Origin of the sequence: Stenotrophomonas sp. B1-1 (assembly GCF_010894375.1) — a bacterium.
In the GTDB taxonomy this organism is placed as follows: domain Bacteria; phylum Pseudomonadota; class Gammaproteobacteria; order Xanthomonadales; family Xanthomonadaceae; genus Stenotrophomonas.
This window is the reverse complement of sequence record NZ_JAAIUZ010000017.1, coordinates 124,022-150,640: the sequence shown is the minus strand read 5'-3', so window position 1 is coordinate 150,640 and position 26,619 is coordinate 124,022. Positions and strand designations below refer to the sequence as shown.

The 26,619-nt window shown below is 67.4% G+C and carries 29 protein-coding genes; 19 read left to right on the top strand and 10 right to left on the bottom strand.

Annotated elements, in window-relative coordinates; genetic code table 11:
• Positions 1-42 precede the first annotated feature (42 nt).
• Positions 43-792, top strand: coding sequence for an enolase (locus G4G00_RS13975; protein WP_164274431.1), 750 nt, complete (start codon positions 43-45; stop codon positions 790-792).
• Between the two features lie 244 nt (positions 793-1,036).
• On the opposite strand, the gene G4G00_RS13970 is transcribed toward G4G00_RS13975, so the two are convergent.
• Positions 1,037-1,471: a copper chaperone PCu(A)C gene (locus G4G00_RS13970; protein WP_164274428.1), complete on the bottom strand. Its 435-nt coding sequence runs from the start codon at positions 1,469-1,471 to the stop codon at positions 1,037-1,039.
• A 34-nt stretch (positions 1,472-1,505) separates the two neighbouring features.
• Here G4G00_RS13970 and G4G00_RS13965 point away from each other — a divergent pair, with 34 nt between their 5' ends.
• From G4G00_RS13965 to G4G00_RS13950, 4 genes are all read left to right on the top strand, one after another.
• Positions 1,506-2,282 (top strand): enoyl-CoA hydratase/isomerase family protein, encoded by a 777-nt coding sequence (locus G4G00_RS13965; RefSeq protein WP_108748937.1) that lies wholly within the window; start codon positions 1,506-1,508, stop codon positions 2,280-2,282.
• Positions 2,283-2,454: 172 nt separating this feature from the next.
• Positions 2,455-3,363, top strand: a complete 909-nt coding sequence (gene tesB / locus G4G00_RS13960; RefSeq protein WP_108748936.1) for an acyl-CoA thioesterase II — start codon at positions 2,455-2,457, stop codon at positions 3,361-3,363.
• Between the two features lie 4 nt (positions 3,364-3,367).
• Positions 3,368-3,868, top strand: a complete 501-nt coding sequence (locus G4G00_RS13955) for a pathogenicity-like protein (RefSeq protein WP_164274425.1) — start codon at positions 3,368-3,370, stop codon at positions 3,866-3,868.
• 101 nt (positions 3,869-3,969) lie between these two features.
• Positions 3,970-5,187 carry a sigma-70 family RNA polymerase sigma factor gene (locus G4G00_RS13950; RefSeq protein ID WP_108752480.1) on the top strand — a complete coding sequence of 406 codons (1,218 nt, stop codon included), beginning with the start codon at positions 3,970-3,972 and terminating at the stop codon, positions 5,185-5,187.
• A 59-nt stretch (positions 5,188-5,246) separates the two neighbouring features.
• Here the strand turns inward: G4G00_RS13950 and G4G00_RS13945 are convergent, their stop codons facing one another.
• The gene (locus G4G00_RS13945) at positions 5,247-5,816 is read right to left on the bottom strand and encodes an EF-hand domain-containing protein (RefSeq protein ID WP_164274423.1); all 570 of its coding nucleotides are present in this window, start codon (positions 5,814-5,816) and stop codon (positions 5,247-5,249) included.
• Between the two features lie 153 nt (positions 5,817-5,969).
• On the opposite strand from G4G00_RS13945, the gene G4G00_RS13940 reads away from it, so the two are divergent.
• The 3 genes from G4G00_RS13940 to G4G00_RS13930 all read left to right on the top strand — a co-directional run bounded on the left by G4G00_RS13940 (position 5,970) and on the right by G4G00_RS13930 (position 8,357).
• Positions 5,970-6,725: an arginyltransferase gene (locus tag G4G00_RS13940; RefSeq protein ID WP_108752478.1), complete on the top strand. Its 756-nt coding sequence runs from the start codon at positions 5,970-5,972 to the stop codon at positions 6,723-6,725.
• 38 nt (positions 6,726-6,763) lie between these two features.
• The gene (locus G4G00_RS13935) at positions 6,764-7,978 is read left to right on the top strand and encodes an endonuclease/exonuclease/phosphatase family protein (protein WP_164274420.1); all 1,215 of its coding nucleotides are present in this window, start codon (positions 6,764-6,766) and stop codon (positions 7,976-7,978) included.
• 139 nt (positions 7,979-8,117) lie between these two features.
• The gene (locus G4G00_RS13930) at positions 8,118-8,357 is read left to right on the top strand and encodes a hypothetical protein (protein ID WP_108761501.1); all 240 of its coding nucleotides are present in this window, start codon (positions 8,118-8,120) and stop codon (positions 8,355-8,357) included.
• A gap of 45 nt (positions 8,358-8,402) precedes the next feature.
• Here G4G00_RS13930 and purT read toward each other — a convergent pair whose 3' ends face one another.
• Positions 8,403-9,590 carry a formate-dependent phosphoribosylglycinamide formyltransferase gene (gene purT, locus G4G00_RS13925; protein WP_108755679.1) on the bottom strand — a complete coding sequence of 396 codons (1,188 nt, stop codon included), beginning with the start codon at positions 9,588-9,590 and terminating at the stop codon, positions 8,403-8,405.
• Positions 9,591-9,719: 129 nt separating this feature from the next.
• On the opposite strand from purT, the gene G4G00_RS13920 reads away from it, so the two are divergent.
• The 5 genes from G4G00_RS13920 to G4G00_RS13905 are packed head-to-tail and all read left to right on the top strand — an operon-like array spanning position 9,720 to position 12,444.
• Positions 9,720-10,601, top strand: a complete 882-nt coding sequence (locus tag G4G00_RS13920; RefSeq protein WP_108748929.1) for an SPFH domain-containing protein — start codon at positions 9,720-9,722, stop codon at positions 10,599-10,601.
• Between the two features lie 45 nt (positions 10,602-10,646).
• The gene (locus G4G00_RS13915) at positions 10,647-10,826 is read left to right on the top strand and encodes an Arc family DNA binding domain-containing protein (RefSeq protein WP_100439285.1); all 180 of its coding nucleotides are present in this window, start codon (positions 10,647-10,649) and stop codon (positions 10,824-10,826) included.
• Positions 10,823-11,002: a DUF4177 domain-containing protein gene (locus tag G4G00_RS13910; RefSeq protein WP_108748928.1), complete on the top strand. Its 180-nt coding sequence runs from the start codon at positions 10,823-10,825 to the stop codon at positions 11,000-11,002. Before G4G00_RS13915 ends, G4G00_RS13910 begins: the two co-directional genes overlap by 4 nt.
• Positions 11,003-11,031: 29 nt before the next feature.
• The gene (locus G4G00_RS21840; RefSeq protein WP_205515560.1) at positions 11,032-11,625 is read left to right on the top strand and encodes a PH domain-containing protein; all 594 of its coding nucleotides are present in this window, start codon (positions 11,032-11,034) and stop codon (positions 11,623-11,625) included.
• A gap of 9 nt (positions 11,626-11,634) precedes the next feature.
• A complete protein-coding gene (locus G4G00_RS13905) occupies positions 11,635-12,444 on the top strand; it encodes a M15 family metallopeptidase (protein WP_199913911.1) in 810 nt (269 codons plus the stop codon).
• A gap of 154 nt (positions 12,445-12,598) precedes the next feature.
• On the opposite strand, the gene G4G00_RS13900 is transcribed toward G4G00_RS13905, so the two are convergent.
• From G4G00_RS13900 to G4G00_RS13885, 4 genes are all read right to left on the bottom strand, one after another.
• Positions 12,599-12,970, bottom strand: coding sequence for a DUF423 domain-containing protein (locus G4G00_RS13900; RefSeq protein WP_108748927.1), 372 nt, complete (start codon positions 12,968-12,970; stop codon positions 12,599-12,601).
• Positions 12,971-13,075: 105 nt separating this feature from the next.
• On the bottom strand, positions 13,076-14,149 hold the full coding sequence (locus G4G00_RS13895; RefSeq protein WP_108752473.1) for an SRPBCC family protein: 1,074 nt from the start codon (positions 14,147-14,149) through the stop codon (positions 13,076-13,078).
• 233 nt (positions 14,150-14,382) lie between these two features.
• Positions 14,383-15,024: a response regulator transcription factor gene (locus G4G00_RS13890; RefSeq protein WP_108748925.1), complete on the bottom strand. Its 642-nt coding sequence runs from the start codon at positions 15,022-15,024 to the stop codon at positions 14,383-14,385.
• Complete coding sequence (locus tag G4G00_RS13885) at positions 15,024-16,229, bottom strand: sensor histidine kinase (protein WP_108752472.1); 1,206 nt, start codon at positions 16,227-16,229, stop codon at positions 15,024-15,026. Before G4G00_RS13885 ends, G4G00_RS13890 begins: the two co-directional genes overlap by 1 nt.
• A 150-nt stretch (positions 16,230-16,379) precedes the next feature.
• On the opposite strand from G4G00_RS13885, the gene G4G00_RS13880 reads away from it, so the two are divergent.
• From G4G00_RS13880 to G4G00_RS13860, 5 genes are read left to right on the top strand one after another with little or no spacing between them, the layout of a single operon-like run.
• On the top strand, positions 16,380-16,976 hold the full coding sequence (locus G4G00_RS13880; RefSeq protein WP_108748923.1) for a GNAT family N-acetyltransferase: 597 nt from the start codon (positions 16,380-16,382) through the stop codon (positions 16,974-16,976).
• Between the two features lie 2 nt (positions 16,977-16,978).
• Positions 16,979-17,767, top strand: coding sequence for a septum site-determining protein MinC (gene minC / locus G4G00_RS13875; RefSeq protein ID WP_108754751.1), 789 nt, complete (start codon positions 16,979-16,981; stop codon positions 17,765-17,767).
• Positions 17,768-17,802: 35 nt separating this feature from the next.
• Positions 17,803-18,612, top strand: a complete 810-nt coding sequence (gene minD, locus G4G00_RS13870) for a septum site-determining protein MinD (RefSeq protein ID WP_108748921.1) — start codon at positions 17,803-17,805, stop codon at positions 18,610-18,612.
• A 2-nt stretch (positions 18,613-18,614) separates the two neighbouring features.
• A complete protein-coding gene (minE, locus tag G4G00_RS13865) occupies positions 18,615-18,875 on the top strand; it encodes a cell division topological specificity factor MinE (protein ID WP_005408532.1) in 261 nt (86 codons plus the stop codon).
• A gap of 47 nt (positions 18,876-18,922) precedes the next feature.
• The gene (locus tag G4G00_RS13860) at positions 18,923-19,402 is read left to right on the top strand and encodes a hypothetical protein (protein ID WP_164274413.1); all 480 of its coding nucleotides are present in this window, start codon (positions 18,923-18,925) and stop codon (positions 19,400-19,402) included.
• A gap of 210 nt (positions 19,403-19,612) precedes the next feature.
• Here G4G00_RS13860 and G4G00_RS13855 read toward each other — a convergent pair whose 3' ends face one another.
• From G4G00_RS13855 to G4G00_RS13845, 3 genes are all read right to left on the bottom strand, one after another.
• On the bottom strand, positions 19,613-20,851 hold the full coding sequence (locus G4G00_RS13855; RefSeq protein ID WP_108752470.1) for a DUF819 family protein: 1,239 nt from the start codon (positions 20,849-20,851) through the stop codon (positions 19,613-19,615).
• A 126-nt stretch (positions 20,852-20,977) separates the two neighbouring features.
• Entirely contained in the window at positions 20,978-23,056 is a 2,079-nt protein-coding gene (locus G4G00_RS13850; protein ID WP_164274410.1) for a S9 family peptidase, read from the bottom strand.
• Between the two features lie 243 nt (positions 23,057-23,299).
• Positions 23,300-25,264, bottom strand: a complete 1,965-nt coding sequence (locus tag G4G00_RS13845) for an oligopeptide transporter, OPT family (protein ID WP_108752468.1) — start codon at positions 25,262-25,264, stop codon at positions 23,300-23,302.
• Between the two features lie 201 nt (positions 25,265-25,465).
• Here G4G00_RS13845 and G4G00_RS13840 point away from each other — a divergent pair, with 201 nt between their 5' ends.
• A complete protein-coding gene (locus tag G4G00_RS13840) occupies positions 25,466-26,614 on the top strand; it encodes a heparan-alpha-glucosaminide N-acetyltransferase domain-containing protein (protein ID WP_164274407.1) in 1,149 nt (382 codons plus the stop codon).
• The last annotated feature ends 5 nt before the right edge of the window (positions 26,615-26,619 follow it).

The window sequence follows — 26,619 nt, the reverse complement described above, 5'->3', positions numbered from 1 at the left end:
GGTCGAGCAAGCTCGACTCTACCCCCTGTTCCAAAGGCTGACATGATCCACCACACCGACCTGCACGACCTGCTGCCCGGCCTGGTGCCGTTCCCCGCTGAAGTGTTCGCCAGCGAGCAGCCGTGGCTGGCCGAACACCTGCTGCCGCTGTTGCAGATCGACCTGGGCGTGCTGCGCCCGGAACTGGCTGGCCAGACCGCCACCCTGCTGTGCCCGATCGAGCCGTATGAAGGCTGCATCGGCGACGACACCGTCGCGCACCACAATGCGTTCACGGGCATCAACTGGATCGCCTTCGAGCTGACCGCGGACAACCGCATGCGCTTCCTGGGCGCGCCGGGCTATTTCCTGGGCGAGGCGGTGGAGTCGGAAGAAGCCCGCGCGCATAGCGTTGAAATGCGTGAGAGCCATGCCAAGGCGCATGCGTATTTCCTGCAGCATGGGCGCCTGGCCAGCTGCTCGCGCTACGGCAACGGCGAGTTGGACGAACAGGCATGGCTGCAGCAGCTGGGCGGCCCGATCTGGTTCGGCAACTGGTCTGATTACGCGCCGCTGCCGGCGGCGTTCCAGCTGCAGGATCTGGCCGGCTACCGGCAACGCGGCAGCCTGCGCTTCCGCAATGACAGCAGCCACCTGGCCAACGACGGCCTGCGACTGACCCGCGACGGCCATGCGTTCTTCCACGTGGCCACCGTGCCGGCCAGCCACTGGTGCGCCGCCGGCGCCGATGCGATCGTGATGTTCTACGAACCGGAAAGCCGCACGGTGTTGTTCACGTTCGATTGGTCGTAAGCGGGTCGCTCGCCGGGCATGGCCCGGCGCTACCGGGTGCCTCGATCGTGTCGCGTGCCACGGGATACCGCCTTTCGTAGAGTCGAGCTTGCTCGACTGCTCTTGCGTGAAGCAGTCGAGCAAGCTCGACTCTACGGTTCACGGCAGTCGAACAAGCTCGACTCTACGGTTCATGGCAATCGAGCAAGCTCGACGCTACGACAGCACGCCCGTAGTCCGGCGGCGCGGCATCAACGCCGGGCGCTTACCCGCCTTTCTTGCGCACGGTCAGCGTGGCGCTGGCTTCGCGCCCGCCTTCCAGCTGCAGCTGCAGCGGCACGGTCTGCCCTTCCTTCAGCGCGCCCTTGCCCTGCATCAGCATCAGGTGCAGGCCACCGGGCTTGAGTTCGGCGCGCGCACCGGGGGCCAACGGCAGGCGCTCGATCGCGCGCATGCGGCTGACGCCATCGACAAGGGTGGTTTCGTGCAGCGAGACATCGGCAAACAGCGCGCTGCCAGCACCGGTGATCACCACCGGCGTGGCACAGCCGTTGTGGATCACCCCATAACCGGCGGTCATGGCCATGGCCGGCGTAGGTGGCAGCCGCGCCCAGCCTTGCTCGAGCGTCACGCAGTCGGCCGCCGATGCTGCGCCCGCACACAGCCACAACAATACGCCAACGAATGGTTTGGTTATCATCGCCTCAGATTCCTGTCCGCAACGAGACCGCAGCATGACGACGCTCATCGAGGTGATCAACCATGGCCCCATCCGCGAACTGCGCCTGGCGCGGCCGCCGGTCAATGCACTGGACACCGACCTGTGCCGGCAGTTGATCCACGCGATCGAACAGGCCATGGCCGAAGACGCGCACGGCATCGTGCTGTCGGGCAGCGAGCGCATCTTCACCGGCGGCATGGACGTGCCGCACCTGCTGTCCCATGGCGATGACAAGCACAAGCTGCTGGACAGCTGGAATGCCTTCTTCGGTGCGGTGCGTACGCTGGCAGAAAGCCGCATTCCGGTGGTGGCGGCCATTACCGGGCATGCCCCGGCCGGTGGCTGCGTGCTGGCCCTGTGCTGCGATTACCGGGTGATGGCACGCAGTACCGATCCGGCCCGCCCCTATGCCATTGGCCTGAACGAGGTGCAGGTGGGGCTGGTGGCGCCGGAAGGCATCCAGCGCCTGCTGCGCCGCGCCGTGGGCCTGCACCGTTCGGCCATGCTGTTGAGCACCGGCGCGCTGGTGCCGGCCGAACAGGCGCTGCAGATCGGTCTGGTGGATGAGCTGGCCGACGGCGATCTGGTGGTGGCCCGCGCCATCGCCTGGCTGCAGCACCTGCTGAAGCAGCCGCGCCAGCCGATGCTGCTGACCCGCGCCATTGCCCGCGCCGAGCTGCACGAGGCCCTGCACCCGGACCTGATCCAGCTGGACCGCTTCGTGGAAGCCTGGTTTGCGGCGGATGCGCAGAACGCGCTGCAGGCGCTGGTGGCCCGGCTGGGCAAGTAGCGTCGAGCTTGCTCGACTGCGTGCCCTGGGGTCAGAGCCCTTTCGCAAGGCGAAAGGGATCTGACCCCTGTTCGACTGGGTGGCCCCGGGGTGAGAGCCCTTTCGCGGGGCGAAAGGGATCTGACCCCTGACCGGTATAATCGGTCCCTTCTTCACTGCTGTGGCCGCCCCCTTGAACGACACGCCCGAACCCGTCGTCTCCGAGCTGATCGACCTGCTCACCCTGGAGCGGCTGGAGGACAACCTGTTCCGCGGCCAGAGCCGCGACATCGGCACCAAGTACGTGTTCGGTGGGCAGGTGCTGGGCCAGGCGCTGGCTGCGGCCCAGGCCACGGTGGACAACGGCCGCCACGTGCATTCGCTGCACGCCTACTTCCTGCGCGCCGGCAACATCGACCACCCCATCGTCTACGACGTGGACCGCACCCGCGATGGCGGCAGCTTCTCGGTGCGCCGGGTCACGGCCATCCAGCATGGCAAGGTGATCTTCTTCTGCGCGGCCTCGTTCCAGCAGGCCGAACAGGGTGCCGAGCACCAGCACAAGATGCCCGAAGTGCCGCAGCCGGAAGACATCGAACCGAACCGCCCGCTGCCGCCGGAAGTACTGGCGCGGCTGCCGATCAAGGTGCAGCGCTGGCTCTCGCGCGGCGGCCCGTTCGAGTTCCGCCACGTGTACCCGCGCGATGAACTGAACCCGCCCAAGCGCCCGCCCTACCACCAGGTGTGGCTGCGCCTGAGCGAACCGGTGGGCGATGCGCCGGAACTGCACCAGGCCCTGCTGGCCTATGCCTCCGATTTCCACCTGCTGGGCACGGCCACCTTCCCGCACGGCATCAGCTACTACCACCCGCACGTGCAGATGGCTTCGCTGGACCATGCCATCTGGTTCCACCGCCCGTTCCGCGCCGACGACTGGCTGCTGTATTCGCTGGACAGCCCCAGCGCGCAGGATTCGCGCGGGCTGGCGCGCGGCCAGTTCTTCACCCGCGATGGCGTGCTGGTGGCCAGCACCGCACAGGAAGGCCTGATCCGCGTGGTGCCCGACCAGGCCGCCGTTGCTGCCGTGCCGGCCAAGGAGTAAGACGATGCGTCAGATTTTCAGCAGCCAGCGCGTGGAAACCGTGGAAGGCGTGGCCGAGCTGCTGCGCAGCCACGGCATTGAAGTGAAGGTGACCAACGGCCGGTCGTACAAGACCCGCCGCCGTGGCCAGTTCAGCTATACCGACCTGGGCAATGCCCAGGCCTACCCCGCTGTGTGGATCGTGCGCGCCGACGACCAGCCGCGTGCGCGCGACATCCTGCGCGAGGCACGCCTGCTCGACACCACCCGCCGCGACCATCCCACCGCCGAATTCGCCTTCCGCGACGCACCGCAGGAAGGCGGCAGCGGCCGTGGCTGGGCCTGGCGCATCCGCATCGGCCTGCTGGTGGTGATTGCCGCCGTGGCCCTGGTGATCGGCCTGCGCCACCGTGGCGCGCCCGCCCCGGCCACCCCGGCTCCTGCCCCGCAGGCCCAGCCGCAGCCGGCACCGCAGGCCGCGCCGGAAGAGGAAGAAGTGCGGGTCCGCATCCAGCCCTCCAGCTAGGCATGGCAACGCCGGGCCGTGCCCGGCATGATCGGGCCAGGTCCGGTCACACTTCGCGCGCGGCGGCGTCTTGGGACACAATCCCTGCAGGAGCCGCCGCCATGACGACGTTTGCCGCATCGATCGACCAGACCCTGGAACGCGAGCTGCCCGCCGCTGCCGGCGGCTGCCAGCACGCCTATGGCCGCATCGTGCTGGCCTGCCAGAACACCATCACCGCCATCGCCCTGGCCATCACCCGCGACCGCCAGGCCAGCGAGGACATCGCCCAGGAAGCGTTCGTGAAGGGCTGGCAGCAGCTGCACCAGCTGCGCAGCAGCACCAGTTTCCTGCCGTGGCTGCGGCAGATCACCCGCAACCTGGCCCGCGACTGGCTGCGCTCGCAGCGCGGCCGGCCGCTCACCGGCGAAGCCGCCGAAGTGGCACTGGGCATGGCCGCCGACCCGACCCCGGGCGCGCCCGACCGGCTGCAGCGGCTGGAAGAAGAGATCGCCGCTGAAGACATCATTTCCGCCCTGCCCAGCGACAGCCGCGAAGTGCTGCTGCTGTACTACCGCGAAGGGCAACGCTCGCAGCAGGTGGCCGATCTGCTGGGGCTGAGCGATGCGGCCGTGCGCAAGCGCCTGTCGCGCGCACGCGGCCAGGTGCGCGACGGCCTGCTGCAGCGTTTCGGCGAATTCGCCCGCAGCAGCGCGCCCAGTGCGGCGTTCGCCACGGCCGTGGTGTCGATGGTGCTGGTGGCGGCCCCCGGTACCGCCAGCGCGGCGATCCTGCTGAGCGCCGGCGTCGGCATGGGTGGCAGCAAGCTGGGCCTGGGCGGGGCCAGCGTGGCCGGCGGCACCGCCATGGGCTCGGTCACCGCCGCGCTGGGCTACCTGCACATGATTCCGGCCAGCACCTGGGGCGCCTTCGCCGGTGGCGTGGCCGGCGGCGTGATCGGCAGCTACCTGGGCGGGCGTTTCCTGCTGTCCTACGCCAAGACCGATGCCGAGCGCGCGCAGGTCTGGCGCTTCGTGCGCATGAACACCTGGACCGCCATGGCCTGCTGCCTGTCGGTGCTGGCGGTGGTGCTGCTGCAGACCCCGACCTGGGTGCATCTGCTGGTGCTGGTGCTCGGCCTGAGCCTGGTGAACTACCAGTGCCTGGGGCCGCTGCAGCGGATCATGGCGCCGCTGATCGCCCGCGATTCGGCGCGGCGTGGGCGCACCGGCACCAACTGGGTGTATGAATCGATGTACGGGCGCACCGGCGTCATCGCCATGAACATCATGGTGCTGGGCGTGGTGCTGTATGCGGTGGCCCATACCGGCGGCCGCTAGGCCCGCAACGCACGACGCCGGCAGTACGCCGGCGTCGTGGTCGATCAGAACGCGGTGACTCAGCGCTGCGGCTTCGGCGGCATGCCGTCACGCGGGCCACCCGGGCGCGGGCCGCCGTGCATCGGGCCCTTGGCCGCATCGAATTCGGCCTTGCTCAGCTGGCCGTCCTTGTTGGTGTCGGCCGCGGCGAACCAGGCGTCACGATGCTGCTTCATGCGCAGCTCGCGGTCGGCCTTGTCCAGGTAGCCATCCTTGTTGACGTCCATCTGGTCGAAGCGCGCGGCCAGGCGCGGATCGGCCTTGGCTTCCTCGCGGCTGATGCGGCCATCCTTGTTCACGTCCAGCTTGGCCATCCAGGCATCGGGACCGCCATGGCCACCGCGACGCCCGTGCTTCCAGCGCGGCAGTTCGTCGCGCGACAGCTTGCCGTCCTTGTTCTTGTCCAGTTCGTCGAACTTCGCCGCCAGGCGCGGGTTGGCCGCCGCTTCGCTGCGGTCGATCACGCCGTCGCCGTTGGTGTCCAGCTTCACCGGGCGCAGTGCCGGCGGGGCCGGGGTGTCGGCGGCCAGCGCGATACCGGTGGCGGAGGTGCCCAGCAGCAGGGCCAGCAACAGGGGGGTACGGATCATCGGGTCACTCCTGGTAGGGGTTGCGTCGGGGTGATCAGTTCACCCTCGGGGGACAACAACGCCTGTGCGCGGCATCGGTTGACGCGTCAGCCGGTTCTGTTCATCCGGCGGACAGTCGCGGCCGATGCGACACACTGGGGCTATGCTGTGCCCATGGCGATACACGGCGACAGAGACGACGAACTGCGGCTGTTCCAGACCGGCGAGCACCCGTGTGGGTACTGGCCAGACCGGGTGGCGCGCGATCTGGTGCTCGATCCGCAGGACCGCCGCCTGGGCGGGCTGTACCCGCTGGCGCTGAGCTGGGGCTTCCGCCGCAGTGGCGATCTGGTCTACCGCCCGCACTGCGCCCAGTGCCACGCCTGCGTGGCCGTGCGCATTCCGGTGGCCCGCTTCGCCGCCGACCGCAGCCAACGCCGCTGCGCGGCGCGCAATGCCGATCTGGAAGTGCGCATCACCGCGGCCATGCCGCGCCAGGACCTGTTCGATCTGTACCACCGCTACCTGGTACACCGGCATGCCAATGGCGGCATGGATGACCATGGCCCGCACGAGTTCGAGCAGTTCCTGATCGGCACCTGGTCGCATACCCGCTTCATGGAAATGCGCCTGCCCGGCCACGACGGCCAGCCCAGCCAGCTGCTGGGCGTGGCGGTGACCGATGTGACCGAGCACGGGCTGTCGGCGGTCTACACCTTCTTCGACCCGGCCCATGCCGCGCGCGGGCTGGGCACCTTCGCCATCCTGCAGCAGATTGAATGGGCCCGCCGCGAAGGCCTGCCGCATGTGTACCTGGGCTACTGGATACGCGAGCACCAGAAGATGGACTACAAGCGCCGGTTCCGCCCGCTGGAGGCCTACGACGGCCGCCGCTGGCACGATTTCGACAAGGAACTGGACGGCCGCTGACAAACCGCTGACACCGGGCCGGGTGCACAATACGGCCCATGAACATGACCCGCCGCCATCCCCTGATCCTCGCCCTGGCCCTGCTCTGCGGCGCCAGCGCCCCCGCCTTCGCCAAGCCCCCCGCGATGACCGAAACGCCGTCTGCAGCGCTGCGCCTGGCCACCTACAACACATCGCTGTATTCGGACGATGCCGGTGGCCTGATCAAGGAACTGGAAGGCGACAGCGAACACGCCCGCAAGATCGCCGCCGTGCTGCAGCAGGTGCGGCCGGACTTGGTGCTGCTGAACGAATTCGACTTCGACGATGCGCACCGCGCCGCCGATCTGTTCCAGCAGCGCTACCTGGAAGTGGCCCAGCCCGGCGGCGGCAAGCCGCTGCACTTCGCCTACCGCTACCTGGCCCCGGTCAACACCGGCGTGCCCAGCGGCCTGGACCTGGACGGCAATGGCACGGTGGGTGGCGAAGGCCGCAGCCGCGGCAACGATGCCTGGGGCTACGGCCTGCACCCGGGCCAGTACGGCATGCTGGTGCTGTCGCGCTACCCGATCGACGAGGCCAAGGTGCGCAGCTTCCAGCTGCTGAAGTGGAGCACGATGCCCGGCGCGATCCGCCCGGTCGACCCGCGCACCGGCAAGAGCTTCTACAGCGATGCGGTGTGGTCGCAGCTGCGCCTGTCGTCGAAGTCGCATTGGGATGTGCCGGTGCAGACGCCGGCCGGCGTGGTGCATGCGCTGGTTTCGCACCCGACCCCGCCGGTGTTCGACGGCCCGGAAAAGCGCAATGCCGCGCGCAACCACGACGAACTGCGGCTGTGGCAGGAGTATCTGTCGGCTGGCGACAAGCCCTGGCTGTGCGATGACCAGGGCAAGTGCGGCGGTCTGGCCCAGGACGCGCGCTTTGTGATCTTCGGCGATCTGAACAACGACCCGGTCGATGGCGATGGCCGCCACGATGCCATCGTCAACCTGATCGAGAACCCGCGCGTATTGCGCTACCCCACCCCGCGCAGCGTGGGTGCCGAACAGACCAGCCTGGCCTATGCGGCCAAGGGCATCGTGCGCAAGGGCGCACCGTTCCACGCCACCGGCGATTTCGGCCCGAAGTCGGGCACCATGCGCCTGGACTACGTGCTGCCCTCCACCGGTTTCCAATACGTGGGCAGCGGCGTGTTCTGGCCGGCCAATGAAAGCCCCGAAGCGAAGATTGCCGATGGCAGCGACCACCACCTGGTGTGGGTGGACGTGAAGTGACCCCGGTAGCGCCGGGCCATGCCCGGCGGCCTTTTTCGGTTCGCATCGCGCCGCATGGAAATCCGCCGGGCATGGCCCGGCGCTACCGGCTGCCAAAGCCCTTTGCTAGAGTCGCCAAAGACCCAGGCAAGGACTGCTGATGTTGAAGAAGAACCTGCTGATCATCGCCGGCGTTGCGGTGGTGATCGCACTGCTGTTCGTCACCAAACAAGGCAAGGCGCTGGACTTCCTGCCCATGGTCCTGATCGGCCTGCTGCCGGCAGCCGTGGCCTGCTGGAAGGGCTATGCCGACCGCTTCGGCACGTGGTGGATGTACGGCTCGGTCCTGTGGCCGGTGGCCATGATCCACGTGACCGTGCTGCCGTGGCGTAGACGCTGACGGCAGCACGCTGCAAGCCGCCGGGCATGGCCCGGCGCTAGCATTTTACGGGCGCAGTTCCACGCCGATGGCTTCGGCGGCATCGCGCGCGATGGCACGCGCTTCATCAATGCTTTCCGCACGCGCCAGGGTCACGCCCACGCGGCGATGGCCATGCACGCTGGGCTTGCCGAACAGGCGCACGGCGGTATCGGGCACCTGCAGCGCGGCGGCCACGTTGTTGAAGTACGGCACGCCTTCGCCATGGGCCAGCAGCGCGCACGAGGCCGACGGGCCGCTCTGGCGGATGACCGGAATCGGCAGGCCCAGGATCGCGCGCGCATGCAGCGCGAACTCACTCAGTTCCTGCGATACCAGGGTGACCAGACCGGTATCGTGCGGGCGCGGCGACACTTCGCTGAACCACACCTCGTCACCCTTCACGAACAGCTCCACGCCGAACAGGCCCCAGCCGCCCAGATCGTCGGTGATCGCGCGCGAGATCTCCTCGGCACGCGCCAGGGCCTTGTCCGTCATCGGCTGCGGCTGCCAGCTTTCGCGGTAGTCGCCGTCTTTCTGCAGGTGGCCGATCGGCGCGCAGAACGAGGTGCCGCCGGCGTGGCGCACGGTCAGCAGGGTGATCTCGTAATCGAAGTCGATGAAGCCTTCGACGATGCAGCGGCCGGCACCTGCACGGCCGCCGGTCTGTGCGTAGTCCCAGGCCGGGGCGATGTCGGCCTCGCTGCGCAGGGTGCTCTGGCCCTTGCCCGAGGAGGACATGACCGGCTTGACCACGCACGGCAGGCCGATGGCGGCCACCGCGGCGCGGTATTCGGCTTCGGTATCCACGAAGCGGTACGGCGAGGTCGGCAGGCCCAGGGTTTCAGCGGCCAGGCGGCGGATGCCTTCGCGGTCCATGGTCAGGCGCGCGGCGCGCGCGGTCGGAATCACCCGCAGGCCCTGTTCCTGTTCCAGCTGCACCAGGGTCTCGGTGTGGATCGCCTCGATTTCCGGCACCACCAGGTGCGGCTGTTCCTGGGCGATCAGCGCGCGCAGGGCCATGGCGTCGAGCATGTCGATCACGTGCGAACGGTGCGCCACCTGCATGGCCGGGGCATCGGCATAACGGTCGGCGGCAATCACTTCCACGCCCAGGCGCTGCAGTTCAATGGCCACTTCCTTGCCAAGTTCGCCCGAGCCCAGCAGCAGCACACGGGTGGCGGAGGGGGACAGCGGGGTTCCAAGCTTGGCCATGGGGGTTCCAGCAGCGATGTGAAGGCAGGTGGGCATTCTAGCCGGTCCGGTAGGGTTGGCCGACGAACGGCACTTGCGATGTGATATCAATTTGATATCTTTCAATCGAACCCTCAAGGACGTACTGCCATGAAAGAGAAGTCGCTTTCCTCCCTCAACGGTCTGGGTACGCTGGCCGTCTCGCTGCTGGCCGCGCTGGCCGGTGGCGCGCTGTTCGTGCTGGGGGTGGCAGCCAAAGCCAGCACCGGCGCACCGAACCTGCTGATGATGCTGGGCGGCCTGCTGTTGGTCGTCGCCGCGGTGCTGGTGCTGGCCGGCCTGTACACGGTGCAGCCCAACCAGGCGGCGGTGCTGAGCCTGTTCGGCAAGTACGTGGGCACGGTGAAGGACAACGGCCTGCGCTGGAACAACCCCTTCTATTCCAAGCGCCGGGTCAGCCAGCGCGTGCGCAACTTCGAAAGCGGCAAGCTGAAGGTGAACGAGCTTGATGGCAGCCCGATCGAGATTGCCGCGGTGATCGTCTGGCAGGTGGTCGATGCCTCCGAAGCGGTCTACAACGTGGACGACTACGAGAGCTTCGTGCATATCCAGTCCGAATCGGCGCTGCGCGCGATGGCCACCAGCTATCCCTACGACCAGCACGAGGACGGCCAGCTGGCCCTGCGCAGCCACGCCAGCGAGATTTCCCAGCACCTGAAGAACGAACTGGCCGAACGCCTGGCCGACGCCGGCGTGCAGGTGCTGGATGCGCGCATCAGCCACCTGGCCTACGCCGCCGAAATCGCCCAGGCCATGCTGCAGCGCCAGCAGGCCAATGCGGTGATCGCCGCGCGCACGCGCATCGTGGCCGGTGCGGTGGGCATGGTGGAAATGGCCCTGGCCGAACTGCAGAAGAACGGCGTGGTGCAGCTGGACGAGGAACGCAAGGCGCACATGGTCAGCAACCTGCTGACCGTGCTGTGCTCGGACCGCGGCACCCAGCCGATCGTCAACGCCGGTTCGCTGTACTGAGCCACCCTCGCAACGGGGCGCCACCGCGCCCCGCCAGGAGTTCGCATGAGTGAGAAGAAAGCCTATCCGCTGCGCATCAACGCCGACGTGCTGGCTGCGGCGCAACGCTGGGCTGACGACGAGCTGCGCAGCCTGAATGCCCAGATCGAATACGTGCTGCGCGACGCCCTGCGCAAGGCAGGGCGCCTGCCAAAACCCACGCCATCACCCGAGGACAAGGAATGAGCAAGCGCTGGAGCTACCAGACCATTGAAGTGAAGACATCGCTGATGGGCGTGCTGAAGGCCGAGGACATCCAGAACGAACTGACCCGGCAGGGGCTGCTGGGCTGGGAACTGGTGAACGTGATCATTCCCGCGCCGATGCGCCCGGCCATGCTGGTCTTCAAGAAGGAAATCTGACCATGCGCGCCGCGCAAGGGAGCACCGCAATGAATGGCAGCGACCCGCGTTCGTTCGATATTGCCGGGAGTTCGCCACTGCGCGTGCTGTGGATCCTGCTGCCGCTGCTGGTCGTGTTCGCGCTGTGCGTGTGGGCCGAACTGAAGCACGCGCCGGCCGCTGCGCCGTGGATGGAGATCACCCTGGCGCCGCCGTTCTTCCGCCTGTGGGGCAGCGCGGCATGGAGCCTGGCCGTGCTGGTGCTGATCGGCGTAGGCCTGGGCATGGCGTTCTTCCGCCGCCGGGTGGTGATCGATGGCAATGTGCTGGACGTGCGCTCCACGCTGTACCGGCGCCGCACCCCGGTGGCGCAGCTGCAGCTGGAGCAGGCCGAGGTGGTGGACCTGGGCCGCGACCGCCGCTACGGCCTGCGCTACAAGACCAATGGCTATTCAATGCCGGGCTTCTATTCGGGCCACTTCCGCCTGCAGGGCGGCAACAAGGGGTTTGCCCTGGTCACCGACCGCCAGCGCACACTGGTGATTCCGGTGCGCGGCGGCAGCACCCTGCTGCTCAGCCTGGAGCGGCCGCAGGCGCTGCTGGACGCGCTGCAGAAGGTGGCCGCCACCGCGCCACGGCAGTAAGCTGCGGGCATGCACCGTCGCGCCCCCCTGCTGATCAACACCGAGGCCGTGGAACTGTGGCCGGCCGCTCTGCTGCGCGCGCGCAGCAACCTGGATGCGCGCCTGCTGGCCCGCGCGCAATGGGTGCTGCGGCGCAAGCAGGATGGCCGCTACCTGGCCGTGGTGCTGGACCACGGTGTGCACTCACTGGTAGCGCGGCTGCCGCGCGAGCCCGGCGTGGAAGCGGCCCTGGCGCTGCTGGAACAGGCCCGCGCCCGCCCCTTCGCCGCAACGCTGGAAGACCACTGGCTGCCGCTGGCGGGCCTGCAGCAGCGCCTGCAGCAGCTGGGCCTGGATGCGGATGCCTATGCGCAGGACAGCGGATTGCCGCTGGAAGCCGAGCCCTGCCTGCTGCACTTCGCCGGGCGCGACCGTTTCGGCCGCCCGCTGTGGCTGCGCCGCGCCGCCGCGCAGGGCTGGCGCCGCATGCGCCTGCACGCCGCGCGCGACGGCGTGGCCCTGGATGCGATTTCTGGTTTCCGCAGCCACGCGTACCAGCTGGGTATTTTCGAACGCAAGCGCGCGCGCGGGCTGAGCGTAGCCGAGATCCTGAAGGTCAACGCCGCGCCGGGCTTCAGCGAACACCACCGCGGCGATGCGCTGGATATCGGCACGCCGGGCGATGCGCCGGCGGAAGAAACGTTTGAAGCAACCGAGGCGTTTGCCTGGCTGCAGGCACACGCCGGCGGCCACGGGTTCCGGTTGAGCTATCCGCGCGACAACCCGCATGGGATCGTCTACGAGCCGTGGCACTGGTGCTGGGCACCGGCCAACGACTGAGGTAGAGCCGAGCCATGCTCGGCTGCGCTCTCCAAGTCGAGCATGGCTCGACTCTACAAATGCGCTCTCCAAGTCGAGCATGGCTCGACTCTACAGATGCGCTCTTCGAAGTCGAGCATGGCTCGACTCTACAGATGCGCGCTGCGGTGCTACCTCAGCGGCGCAGCGCGTTGATCGCCAGCAGCACCCAGGCGGCCATCAAGGTGGTGCCGCCCACTGGCGCCAGCCGGGTCGGCCACTGCCACAGCGCGCCGCCCACCAGGCTGCCGGAAAACAGCAGCACGCCCAGCAGCAGCAGGTACAGGCCCAGGTGCGCGATCGCGCCCTGCGCACGCGGGCCCAGTGCCAGCAGCACCGCGCCGTGGGCGAAGGCGTACAGCGCCGCCATGTTCAGGTGCTGCTGCGCCAGCGGATCGGCCACGCCGTGGGCGGCATAGGCCGACAGGCCGATTGATGCTGCCGCAAGCAATGCGCCCAGGCAGGCCAGCAGTGAAGGTTTACGCGCACGACGTTCGGCAGTGAACATGGTCTTTCCTTGCGCAGGGCCCCGACCACGGGGCACAGATGAAAAAAAACGCGCCGCAGGAAGCGGCGCGTTTTCGTGTCCAACACTACATGGGTCAGCCGAGGCTTACTTGACGGCCCAGTAGATGTCGTAGGTACCTTCCGGGGTGAACGACTTGTCCACGCCATCCTTCCAGGACTCGTACGGACGGTCGATCACTTCCGAACCGTTGGTCACGGCCCAGGCACGCAGTGCGTTGCGGGCGATGTCCAGGCCAGCCATGTGGCCGGTGTAGGCCGCGTGGGCCGAACGGTGCGGGGCAACGCGGACGTACTTCACCGGAGCGCCGCCGTCGATCTTGACGGACAGTTCTTCGGCAGCCGCGCCTTCAGCGCCCTTCTTCTTCACCGGCTGGGCGATGTCGAAGGCGTACTTCTCAGCACCGAAATCGGTGGTGATGATGCGGAACGGGCCGGCGGCTTCAAGGCCATTGGCCTCCATCACGCGCTTGATCCATTCCTGGTTGTCCTTGATGGACTTGGTGATGGTGTCCTGGCCGCGATCGACGTTACCGGCATTGACGACCAGCAGGTCTTCGGCCGGCACGTCCACGATGGCCAGATCGGTCAGCGGGGCTTCGGCGGTGCGGTAGTCAACGTTCGGCACGGTGGCCAGCATGTTGGCCATGCGCGACAGACCCATCTTGATGTCGTCGCCGATCTGGCGGCTGACATACAGGCCGGCGTAACGGCCGAACAGGTCGAAGCCGTACTTCACCGAGTAGTCCTGGGTGATCTTGACGTTACGACCGCCCTTGCCGGTCGGCTCCAGGGTGAAGGTGGTGACCTTGTCGTGGCCCTTGGTCGGGTCTTCGACGGCGATCACAACGCGCTTGTTTTCTTCCGATTCGGTGATCTTCCAGGAACCGTTACCCAGGTCCTTGGAGGCGAAATCGAGGGTGGCACCCACGCCCGAGGCCGGGCCGGACAGCTTCAGGTCAACGGCGGGATCGCGCAGTACCAGCGGGTTCCAGTCCTTGAAGCGGCGCAGGCTGTTGACCGTGTCGTACACGATCGTCATCTTGCGGTTGGTCTCGATGCTTTCGGTGATGTGACGCTCGCCCGGCAGACATACGCCAATGATGACGAACAGGCCAGCCACGATCCCCAAGGCGATCAGGAACTCGATAATACGGGTCATTCAGAGAGTCTCCGGGGCCGATCCCACGGCCGGGTTGATTGAAGCGAAGCGCCAATCCTAGCAGGCTTCGCAGGCATTGTTTATCGGATTGGCGCACCGGTTTCCGTGCCGGCTGCGTATTTGTATGGACAAAGATTTTGAAGGGTAACGCATCTGGGGCCCCGGCAAGTAGGGGGGCACCCTGCCCCGGGCCTGAAAACACGACCCAAGCCCTTGTCCTGAAAGGATTTTAATCAAACCAACTGGAGTTCGAACGCCTTCAGCACCGCGCGGGTGCGGTCGCGCACGCCCAGCTTGGACAGGATGTTCGAGACGTGGTTCTTGATGGTGCCCTCGGCCACGCCCAGCGAATTGGCGATTTCCTTGTTGGAGAAACCGCTGGCCATCAGCCGCAGGATCTCCGTCTCACGGTCGGTGAGCGGGTCCGGCCGGTCCAGGCTGACGAAATCGTTGCGCATGTGCTCCAGCCCGGACAGCAGGCGCTGGGTCACCGCCGGCTGCACCAGCGAGCCGCCGTCGGCCACGGTACGAATGGCCCCCACCAGCTGTTCCAGGGTCACATCCTTCAGCAGATAGCCCTTGGCGCCGGCCTTCAGCCCGGCCAGCACCAGCTGGTCATCGTCGAAGGTGGTCAGGATGATGGTCGGCGGCAGCTGTTCCTGCCGCGACAGCACCTGCAGGGCTTCCAGGCCGGACATCACCGGCATGCGCATGTCCATCAGCACCACGTCCGGGCGCACCTGCGGCACCAGCTCGACCGCCTGCCGGCCGTCGGCCGCCTCGGCCACCACTTCAATGCCATCGTCGAGCGCCAGCAGGGAGCGGATTCCCTGCCGCACCAGGGTTTGGTCATCGACCAGGCAGACGCGAATCATCACCGTACTCCTTCAGGAACCTGGGTAAGTGCGGCCAGCACCGTGGCCGGTACCGTGGCGCGCAGGCGGAAGCCGTCGCCAGGGCGGGTCTCCACCTGCAGCTGGCCCCCACATTGTTGCAGGCGCTCGCGCATGCCGCGCAAGCCATTGCCTGCATTGACCATTTCCGCCCCGACGCCGTCGTCGCGGGCCTCCACCACCACCTGTCCCGGCACTTCGCGGTAGACCCGGATCCACAGGTGGCGGGCATGGGCGTGGCGCACCGTGTTGGTGATGATTTCCTGGGTGCAGCGCAGCAGCACGTGGGCCCGCTGCGGGTCCTCCACGTTCAGCGGCTCCTCCACCTCCAGCTGGATGTCCAGCGAGGGCACGTTCTCGGTCAGCGGGCGCAGTGCCGCGGCCAGGTCGATCGCACCGGTCTCGCGCAGCTGGCTGACCACTTCGCGCACGTTGCCCAGCAGCAGCTTGGCCAGGGTGTGCGAGCGCTTCACGTGTTCCAGCGCCTTGCCTTCGGCCAGGTGGCCGGCCACTTCCAGGTTCAGGGTGAGCGCGGTCAGCTGGTGGCCCAGCACGTCGTGCAGTTCGCGGGAAATGCGCGTGCGCTCGTTCACCCGCGCGCTTTCGGCCAGCAGGGCGCGGGTGGCGCGCAGTTCGGCATTCAGGCGGCGCTGCTCGTCTCGCGCTTCGGCCTGGCGCCGCGCCACCAGCGCGATGACGAACACGAAGCTGGAAAAGCCCATGTACCCCATCGCCTGCAGCACGGCGATGACCGGTGGGAAGCCCAGCGGCTTGATATAGACCGGCAGCACGGCCAGGTTGCTGGCCACCAGCCAGACCACGCCGATGCGCGGGCCCAGCAGCCAGGGCAGCAGCCCGGCCACCACCATCAGCAGGATGCTGCCCAGCGCGGTGCCAGAGAAATAGCTGACGCCGATGGCGCAGGCGGTGAGCAGGATCAGCGCGGCATGGTCGAAGAAGCCGGGCCCACTTTCGCCCAGGTCGCGGGTCAGGCCCCAGTACACCACGCCGAAGGCCAGGTAGGCCGAGGCCCACGGAATGACCCGGTAGCCGGCTTCGCCATCGAGGCTTTCCAGGGTAAGCGAGACCGGATCGATCAGGTAGATCGCCAGCCATAGGCCAACGGTGCCCCAGGTGAACAACCCGGAGTAGCGCAGCATCGCATTGTGGTTCAGTCGGGCCAGCATGGCCCATCGTAGCCTGTGCGCGGCCTGCCCCAAGGGCATAAAGTCATGCTTGCCCCTGCCCCCTGTTCATGCCGCAGCCCACCCCGGGCATGCAATAATCGTGCGCAGGGTCCGTTCGCAGGACCAACCGCGTTACCCCACGGAGTCACAATGTCGATTGTCATCCGCGACGTGCGCGAGCACGAGCTCGATTCCGTCCTGGCGTTGAACAACAATGCTGGCCTGGCCATCCTTCCGCTGGATGCGGCCCGGCTGCACCTGTTCTACGAAACCGCTGAATATTTCCGCGTCGCCGAGCGCGACGGCAACCTGGCCGGCTTCCTGATCGGCTTCGGCAGCGACAGCCAGCACGACAGCAGCAATTTCGCCTGGTTCAAGCAGCAGCTGGACACCCCCTTCTTCTATATCGACCGCATCGTGGTCGCCAGCCGCCGCCGCGGCGGTGGCGTCGGCCGTGCGTTCTATGCCGATGCGCAGAGCTTTGCCGAACTGCGCTACCCGCAGATGACCTGCGAAGTGTTCCTGGACCACGGCGCCGATGCCGCCCTGCTCTTCCACGGCAGCTTCGGCTTCCGCGAGCTGGGCCAGAACACCATGCCGCACGTGGATGTGCGCGCCAGCATGCTGGCCAAGGAACTGTGCAGCTACCCCTGGGTGCAGGACACCTACGGCGGCAAGCTGCCCGATGTAGCGTGGGCGCGCGACCGGCAGCTGCCGGCGCAGGCACAGCGGCCGACGGGGACCTGAGCGTGGCGGTGAATTTTGATTACGAACAGGCCGGTGAACTGAAGATCGGCCAGGTGGGCATTGCCAACCTGCGCATCCGTACCCTTGATGTCGAACGCCTCGTGCAGGAAATGCAGGAGCGGGTGACCCGTGCGCCGAAGCTGTTCGGCCGCGCCGCGGTCATCCTCGATTTCGGCGGCCTGAGCCAGGTGCCGGACGTGGCCACCGCGCAGGCGCTGGTGGATGGCCTGCGCAGCGCCGGCGTGCTGCCGGTGGCGCTGGCCTACGGCACCACGGCCATCGATCTGCTGTCGCAGCAGCTGGGCCTGCCGCTGCTGGCCAAGTTCCGCGCGCAGTACGAACGCGCCGAGGCCGAGCCGGCCCCGCCGCCGCCGCCGACCGAACCACGCCGCACCGCCAAGGCCGAAGCCAAGCCCGCCCCGGCCGCGCCGGTGGGCAAGGCCGCCGACGCCGCCGCGCCGCAGCCGGGCCGCATGCAGCTGGGCAACGTGCGTTCGGGCCAGCAGCTGTACGCGGAAAACTGCGACCTGACCGTGATGGCCACCGTTGGCGCAGGCGCCGAGGTGATCGCCGACGGCAGCATCCATATCTACGGTACCCTGCGCGGCCGCGCGCTGGCAGGGGCCCAGGGCAACACCGCGGCGCGCATCTTCTGCCGCGATTTCCATGCAGAACTGGTCGCCATTGCGGGCCATTACAAGGTACTGGACGATGTGCCGGACAACCTGCGCGGCAAGGCCGTGCAGGTGTGGCTGGAACAGGACCAGATCAAGATCGCTGCGCTGGACTGACGCAGCACCCAAACAGAATCATCAGGAGAAGTCCTTTGGCTGAAATCATCGTAGTCACCTCCGGCAAGGGCGGCGTCGGCAAGACCACTTCCAGCGCGAGCCTGGCCTGCGGCCTGGCACGGCGCGGCAAGAAGGTGGCCGTGATCGACTTCGACGTCGGCCTGCGCAACCTCGACCTGATCATGGGTTGCGAACGCCGCGTGGTGTACGACTTCGTGAACGTCGTGCACGGCGAAGCCACCCTGAAGCAGGCCCTGATCAAGGACAAGCGCTTTGACAACCTGTACGTGCTGGCCGCTTCGCAGACCCGCGACAAGGATGCGCTGACCCAGGAAGGCGTGGGCAAGGTGCTGAAGGACCTGGCCGCCGACGGCTTCGACTACATCATCTGCGACTCGCCGGCGGGCATCGAAAAGGGCGCGTTCCTGGCCATGTACTTCGCCGACCGCGCGGTGGTGGTGGTGAACCCGGAAGTGTCCTCGGTGCGCGACTCCGACCGCATTATCGGCCTGCTGGATTCGAAGACCCACAAGGCCGAATCGGGCCAGAACGTGCCGGCCTTCCTGCTGCTGACCCGCTACACCCCGGTGCGCGTGGAAAGCGGCGAAATGCTCAGCATTGCCGACGTGGAAGAAGTGCTGGGGCTGAAGGCCATTGGCGTGATCCCCGAATCGGGCGACGTGCTCAACGCATCCAACAAGGGTGAACCGGTGATCCTGGATGTCGAATCCGCCGCCGGCCAGGCCTACGACGATGCCGTCGCGCGCATCCTGGGCGAAGAACGCCCGATGCGCTTCACCAGCGTCGAGAAGAAGGGCTTCTTCAGCAAGCTGTTCGGAGGGTAAGCATGGGCCTGTTTGATTTCCTCAAAGCGAAGAAGACCACCGCCGAAACCGCCAAGAACCGCCTGCAGATCATCATCGCGCAGGAACGCAGCCACCGCGGTGGCCCGGACTACCTGCCGCTGCTGCAGCGCGAGCTGCTGGAAGTTATCAAGAAGTACGTGAACATCGACGTCGATGCGGTGAAGGTCGACCTGGTGAAGGATGGCCAGCACGACGTGCTGGATATTTCCGTGGCGCTGCCTGAAGGCCCGGACAAGCCCTGACCCCCTGCCCCGCCCGTGCCTGCATGGGCGGGGCTGTGTGACCCCGCATGACCGACACTACACCCGAACCGAACGTGACCCGCGTTGGCGACATCGCCTTCGCCGATGCGCAGCAGCTGCTGTCCGCGCATGGCCTGCGGCTGCACCACGTGCCCGCCGGCGAAGCCATTCCTGGCAGCTACTGGGGTGAACCCGAGGCCGGCATCATCGCCAGCAACGTGTATGTGCGCGACGACACGCCGGTGCACTCGATGCTGCACGAGGCCTGCCACCTGATCGTGCTGCCGCCGGAACGGCGTGCGCAGGTGCACACCGACGCCACCGATTCGGTACCCGAGGAAGATGCCACCTGCTACCTGCAGATCGTGCTGGCCGGGCAGCTGCCCGGCGTGGGCAGCGCGCGGCTGATGGCCGACATGGATGCGTGGGGGTATACGTACCGGTTGGGGTCGACCAAGGCGTGGTTCGAGCAGGATGCCGAGGACGCACGGGCGTGGTTGATCGAACGCGGGTTGCTGCAGGCGTAAAGCCGCAGGTGCGGTCGGCCATGGGCGCGTGGCGACGCGCCGAACCTTGCGGCGCCCCTCTTTTCACTCGGCGCGGTTCGAGCAGGACGCCGAAGACGCGAAAGCGTGGTTGATCGAACGCGGGTTGCCGGTGGCCTAAGTCACCGGTGGGTGCCCGCCGTTGGTAGGTGCGGACCTTGGTCCGCACCCTCCACGCATGGCGTGGATCTACTACGTGGCCAGCGCGCGCAGGGTGATGCCGACCACATAGGCCAGATAGGTGCCGGTGGCATACCCCATCGTGCCCAGCAGCACGCCCACCGGCGCCAGTGCCGGATGGAACGCGGCGGCCACCACCGGTGCCGAGGCCGGGCCGCCGATGTTCGACTGCGAACCGATGGCGAAGTAGAAGAACGGCACTTTCAGCAGCTTGCCCAGGCACCACAGCAGGCCGATGTGCACGGCGATCCAGATCAGCCCCAGCAGGAACAGCCACGGCCGGTCCAGCAGCGCCAGCAGGTCCATCTGCATGCCGATGCAGGCAATCAGGAAGTACAGCAGCAGCGAGCCCAGCCGCGAGGCGCCGGCGCCTTCCAGCGTGCGCGCACGGGTGAAGCTGAGCCCCAGGCCCAGCGTGGTGGACAGCACCACCACCCACACGAACGGCGCATCAAGGCTGAACTGTGCGGCCCAGCTGACGTTGGCCTTGAACCACGCTGCCAACGGCGCGCCGATGGCATGGGCCAGGCCCACGCCACCGAACGCCACCGCCACGATCAGCATCAGGTCGGTCAGGCTGGGAATGCGCTCGTGCTCGGCCTGGAAGCGTGCGATGCGCTCCTTCAGTTCATCGATGGCCGAGGTATCGGCACCACTGCGCGCATCGATCTTCGCCGCCCGCCCGGCCAGGAAGATCAGCGCAGCCATCCACACATAGCCCACGCCCACATCGACCACGGCGAACTGGCCGAAGGTGGTGGCGTTGACGTCGAAGACTTCGCGCATGGCCAGCATGTTGGCGCCGCCACCGATCCAGCTGCCGGCCAGCGCGGCCATGCCGGCCCAGGTATCGCCGGCCACCGTATCAGGGTGGATGGCGCGCATCACCAGGAAGGCCACCACCGCGCCGAGCATGATGCTGGCCGAGGCGCCCAGGTACATCAGCACCAGCTTCGGGCCCAGCCGCAGGATGCCCTTGATGTCCACCGCCAGGGTCAGCAGGATCAGCGCCGCCGGCAGCAGGATGTCGCGCGCCACCGGGTTGTAGAGTTTGGTGTTCTGCCCGTCGATCAGGCCGACGGTGTTGTAGATGCCCGGCAGCAGATAGCACAGCAGCAGCGCCGGCACGAAGGTATAGAAGCGCTTCCACAGACCCTGCTCGCGCGAGGCGGTCCAGAACACGGCGCCGAGGGTGGCGGCGATCAAACCGAAGACGACGATGTCGTTCTGGATCATGGCAGTCGAAGGCATGCACGCGCTCATGTAGAGCCGAGCCATGCTCGGCTGCGGTTGGCGGAAAAGGAGGCACAGAGCAGCCGAGCATGGCTCGGCTCTACAGGAAGCCGGGCGCCGCCACGAGGGCGGCGCCGGTAACGCTTACTCGCCGATGTGCTGCTTCAACCAGGCGTTGACGGTGTCATGCCACAGGATGCTGTTGGCCGGCTTCAGCACCCAGTGGTTTTCGTCAGGGAAGTACAGGAACTTCGATTCGATGCCCTGGCGCTGGGCGGCGGTGAACGCGGCCAGGCCCTGTTCGACCGGAATGCGGAAGTCCTGCTGGCCATGGATGACCAGGATCGGCTTCTTCCAGTCAGCCACGTGGTTGACCGGGTTGAACTTCTCGTAGTTGGCCGCCTTCTGGTACGGGGTACCGCCCTGCTCCCATTCGGTGAACCACAGTTCTTCGGTGGCATAGCCCATCATGCGCTGGTCGAACACACCATCGTGGTTCACCAGGCACTTGAACGGGCCGTTCCAGTTGCCGGCGATCCAGTTGACCATGAAGCCGCCGTAGCTGGCGCCCAGCGCACAGGCCTTGTCACCGTTGAGGAAGGAATACTTCTTCAGCGCCGCGTCCCAGCCCTTCTGCAGATCTTCCAGCGGGCGGTCGCCCCAGTGCTGGCTGATCGCATCGGTGAAGGCCTGGCCGTAACCGGTGGAACCGTGGAAGTCGATCATGACTACGGCGTAGCCCTGGCCGGTGTAGGTCTGCGGGTTCCAGCGGTAGCTCCAGCCGTTGCCGAAGCTGCCCTGCGGGCCGCCGTGGATCAGGAACGCGACCGGGTAGGACTTGCCTTCCTGGTAGTTGTGCGGCTTGACCACGTAGCCGTGCACGGTGTCGTTGTTCCAGCCCTTGAACTCGAACTGATCGTAATCGCCGAAGCTGACGTCCTTCAGCACTTCACCGGCAGCCGGGGTCAGCGCGCGCAGCGGGCCCATGGTTTCGCCGGCCGCCGGCAGCAGGCCGACCAGCACCTGGTCGTTGCTCTTCAGGCTGTTGCGGGTGATGGCCACGCTGTTGCCGGCCACGCTGACCGAAGACACGGTGCCATCGCCGATGACCTTGGTGGCCTTGCCGCTGGCCACGTCGATCTGGAACAGCGGGTGTTCGCCCAGGTCGTCGGTGGTGGTGTAGATGCTGGCGCCATCGGCGGACAGGGTGATCTCACCGGCCGAGCGGTCCCACTGCGGGGAGATTTCGCGGGTCTTGCCGCTGGCCAGGTCCATCGCCATCAGGCCGAAGCGGTCGGCTTCGAAGCCCGGGCGCTTCATGGCGCGGTAGAACAGGGTCTTGCCGTCGGCGCTGAACACCGGGCCGGCATCCCAGGCCGGGTTCGACGCGGTCAGGTTCACCGGCGCCTGCTTGCCGGCGGCATCGAAGCGGTACAGGTCGAAGTTGGTCGACCACGGTTCCTGCTTGCCGGCCACGCGGATGCTGGCGACCACGCTGCTGCCGTCGGGCGACCAGGTGAAATCGTCATTGCCGCCGAACGGCTTGGACGGCGCGTCGCCATCAATGGTGGCGCTCAGCGCCGAGGCGCCCTTCACCGGGCCACCCTTGGCAACCGGCAGCGGGGCCACGAACAGGGTGTTGCGGCGGCCGTCGTTCCAGGTGTCCCAATGGCGCACGAACAGCGAATCGAAGACCTTGCCGCTGGCCTTGGCGCCGGCCACGTCCTTCAGCTTCTTTTCGGTGCAGGCCAGGTCGGAGGCGCAGGCCTGGAACACGCCAGCGCTGAACAGCACGCGGTCGTCCTGCGGCGAGACGTGGTAGCTGTCCACGTCCACCGGGAAGTCGGTCAGCTGGCGCGGGGTGCCGCCGCTGATCGGCTGCGCGTACAGCTGCTGGCTGCCGTTCTTGGCGCTGAGGAAATAGACAGTCTGGCCATCAGCCGACAGCGAAGCCGAATTGACGTTCCAGCCAGCCGGAGTGATCTGCTTCGGCGGGGCTGCATCACGCGTGCGCAGGTTGCGTGCGAACAGGGCGGTGCTGGACTTCAGCGCGGCGTCGGTGCTGCGCTTGGCGAACACCACGGTGCTGCCATCGGCGGTCAGGACCGGGGCGGAGACGCGATCCATGGCCACCATGTCGCGGACTTCCAGGCCACGGGCAGCGGCAACGCTGGGCAGGGCGGCCAGCAGGCTCAGTGGCAGCAGGGCATGACGCAGTTTCATCGGGGTCTCCGCAGGACGGCAAAAAACCGATGGTAGGCCCGCGCGGGCGGGGCTGCCAAGGCCATCGGTCATGGCTGCGGGCCAGCGCCGATCCCGCCGCCAGAAACAGCAAACCCCGCCGTAGCGGGGTCTGCGGGGGGCACCGGGGTCGGATCCGATTCCGCGGGAATCGGCTCTGACCCCAGACCCTGCCAGCCGGGGTCAGAGCCCTTCCCTACGGGAAGGGATCCGACCCCTTGGGCGTTACGCCTGTGCGCGCTTGCCGGTGCGGTAGATCAGCAGACCCACCAGGAACAGCACGGCCAGGCCGAACCACTGCGCGGCCGGCAGGTGGAACGGCAGGGCCAGCACGTCGGCACGGCTGCTGACCACGATCGGCACGGCGATGGCGATACCCATCAGCGCCTCACCGGTGATCAGGCCGGCGGCGAACAGCACGCCCGGCTTGTGCACGCGGTCGCGGCCTTCTTCATCATCGCCACGCACCTTGTGGAAGCGCTCGACCAGATAGGCGATCAGGCCGCCCAGGAAGATCGGCACCATCAGTTCCAGCGGCAGGTAGATACCGATGGCGGCGGCCAGCACCGGCACGCGGAAGCGCGAATTGCGCGACTTCAGCCAGCTGTCGAAGGCGATGATGACCGCACCGACCACGGCACCGATGCCGATGAAGGTCCACGGCAGTTCGCCACCGAACAGGCCCTTGGCCACCGACGCCATCAGGTTCGCCTGCGGGGCGGCCAGCGCGTTCGGGTGCAGCTCGGACTTCACGCCGATGCCGTAGGCGGTGGCCAGCAGGTTCAGCACCGGGGCCATGATCAGCGCGCACGAGAACGCACCGATGCCCAGCATCAGCTGCTGCTTCCACGGGGTGGCACCGACGATGTAGCCGGCCTTCAGATCCTGCAGGTTGTCACCGCCCACCGCGGCGGCACAGCACACCACCGCGCCGATCATGATGGCGGCCACCGCACCCAGCGGCGCACCACCGGCGCCGACCGGCTTCAGGCCATCGGCGCCCAGCAGCACCACCAGCACCGCCGAGGCGAACAGGATGGTGGAGATGGTGATGCCCGAGACCGGGTTGTTGGACGAACCGATCAGGCCGGCCAGGTAGGCCGACACCGACACGAACAGGAAGCCGGCGACGATCATGATGATGGTCATCGGAATGGACACGTGCCACTGGCCGACGATGGCCTGGTACAGGGCCAGCAGCGGCAGCACGAAGGCCACCAGGGCGACCAGCATCCACTTCATCGGCAGGTCGCGTTCGGTATGGGCCAGCACCGGGCCGCCACTCTTGCGCGCGGCGGCGAAGCCACTCTTGACGCCGTTCAGCAGCGACTTGCGCAGCGAGATCAGGGTCCAGATGCCGCCGATCAGCATTGCGCCGACGCCCAGGTAACGCATCTTCGCGCCCCAGATGGCGAACGCGGCCTCGGTGGACGAGGCGGTGGCAACCGACGCGGCCAGGGCCGGATCGGTGTTCATGAAGAACGCCTGGTAGATCGGAATGGCGATGTGCCAGGTCAGGATCGAGCCGGACACCACCACGATGCCGACATTCAGGCCGACGATGTAACCCACGCCCAGCAGGGCCGGCGACAGGTTGGTGCCGATGAAGGCAGTGATCTTGGAGCTGCCGACGTAGGCCGAGGTCGACCAGGCATCGGGGATCAGGCGCAGGCCGCTTTCGGCGGCCAGCTTGACGAAGGCGCCGATCACGGCCGACAGGCCCAGGATCTTCAGGCCCGGGCCGGGGTTCTCACCGGCCTTGAGCACTTCGGCCGCGGCCTTGCCTTCCGGGAAGGGCAGCGGGTCTTCGACGATCATCGAACGCCGCAGCGGCACCGAGAACAGCACGCCCAGCAGGCCACCCAGCCCGGCGATGCCCAGCACCCACCAGTACTTGAAGTCGGGCCAGTAGCCCATGATGACCAGCGCCGGGATGGTGAAGATGACACCAGCGGCGATGGACGAACCGGCCGAGGCGCCGGTCTGCACGATGTTGTTTTCGAGGATGGAACCACCGCCCAGCAGGCGCAGCACGCCCATGGAAATGACCGCGGCGGGAATGGCGGTGGCGATGGTCAGGCCTGCGAACAGACCGAGGTAGGCGTTGGCCGCTGACAGCACCACCGCCAGCACGATGGCCAGGGCCACTGCGCGGAAGGTGAGCTGCTTGGGCGCAGCGTCGTGGTTCATGGAAGCCCCTGCTGGCAAAAAATCCCTTGCACGCTAGCGTTCAGGGGGCGGCAAGTCCAGCGTGCCAAAGGATGGGGGCGCCTGCTGCAGCGTCCGCCACGGTCGTCGGCCCCGCCAACGGGCCGAACCGGCAAAACCCCGTTGGGACTGACGCAAACGATATGTTATATCCTATCCAATTCGTTTGTTCCCTTTCCCCGCATGGCCTCTTCCCCCTCCCCCCGCCTGGCCTCCATCGACCAGCTGCGCGGCACCGTGATGCTGCTGATGCTGCTGGACCACGTGCGCGAGACCTTTTTCCTGCAGTACCAGGTGAGCGATCCGATGGATGCCGCCACGGTCTCGCCGGCCCTGTTCGCCTGCCGCCTGCTGGCCCATCTGTGCGCCCCGGTATTCGTGCTGCTGACCGGCCTGTCGGCGTGGCTGTACGGCCAGCGCCAGGCCGACCCGCGCCGCGCCACGGCCGCCTTCCTGCTCAAGCGCGGCCTGTTCCTGGTGGTGCTGGAACTGACCCTGGTGAGCTTCGCCTGGACCTTCCAGTTCCCGCCGGACACGCTGTACCTGCAGGTGATCTGGGCGATCGGGCTGAGCATGATCGCGCTGGCCGGCCTGCTGTGGCTGCCGCGCCCTGCCCTGCTGGTGCTGGGCGTGCTGCTGGTGGCCGGCCACAACCTGTTCGATGGGGTGCGGGTGGAAGGCAATGGCGTGCTGGCGGTGCTGTGGAAGGTGCTGCACCAGCGCGACTGGATCGACGCCGGGGTGATGCGCCTGCGCACCTCCTACCCGCTGCTGCCGTGGATCGGGGTGATCGCCCTGGGCTATCTGATGGGGCCGTTGTTCGCCCGCGACCGCGACCCGGCGCAGCGCCAGCGCTGGTTGCTGTGGGCCGGGCTGGGTGCGCTGGCGGCGTTCGCCCTGCTGCGCCTGGCCAACGGCTATGGCGAAGCGCCGTGGCAGCACCAGGACAGCGCGCTGCGCACCTGGATGAGCGTGTTCAACGTGACCAAGTACCCGCCGTCGCTGCAGTTCCTGCTGCTGACCCTGGGCATCGGCCTGCTGTTGCTGCGCCTGTATGAGTGGGCGCCGCTGGCCCGCGCCCTGCAGCCGCTGGCCGACATTGGCGCCGCGCCGATGTTCTTCTACCTGCTGCACCTGTATGTGCTGAAGCTGATGTACCTGGCGGCGCTGGCGATCTGGGGGCCGACCCATGGCAGCCTGTACGCGCTGGATTCGGTGGCCGGCCTGCTGCTGGTGGCCTGTGCGCTGGCGGTGGCGCTGTACCCGGCCACGCGCGCGTTCGGGCGGTTCAAGGCGCGCCGGCGCGATCTGGCGTGGCTGCGCTACCTTTGAGCGGT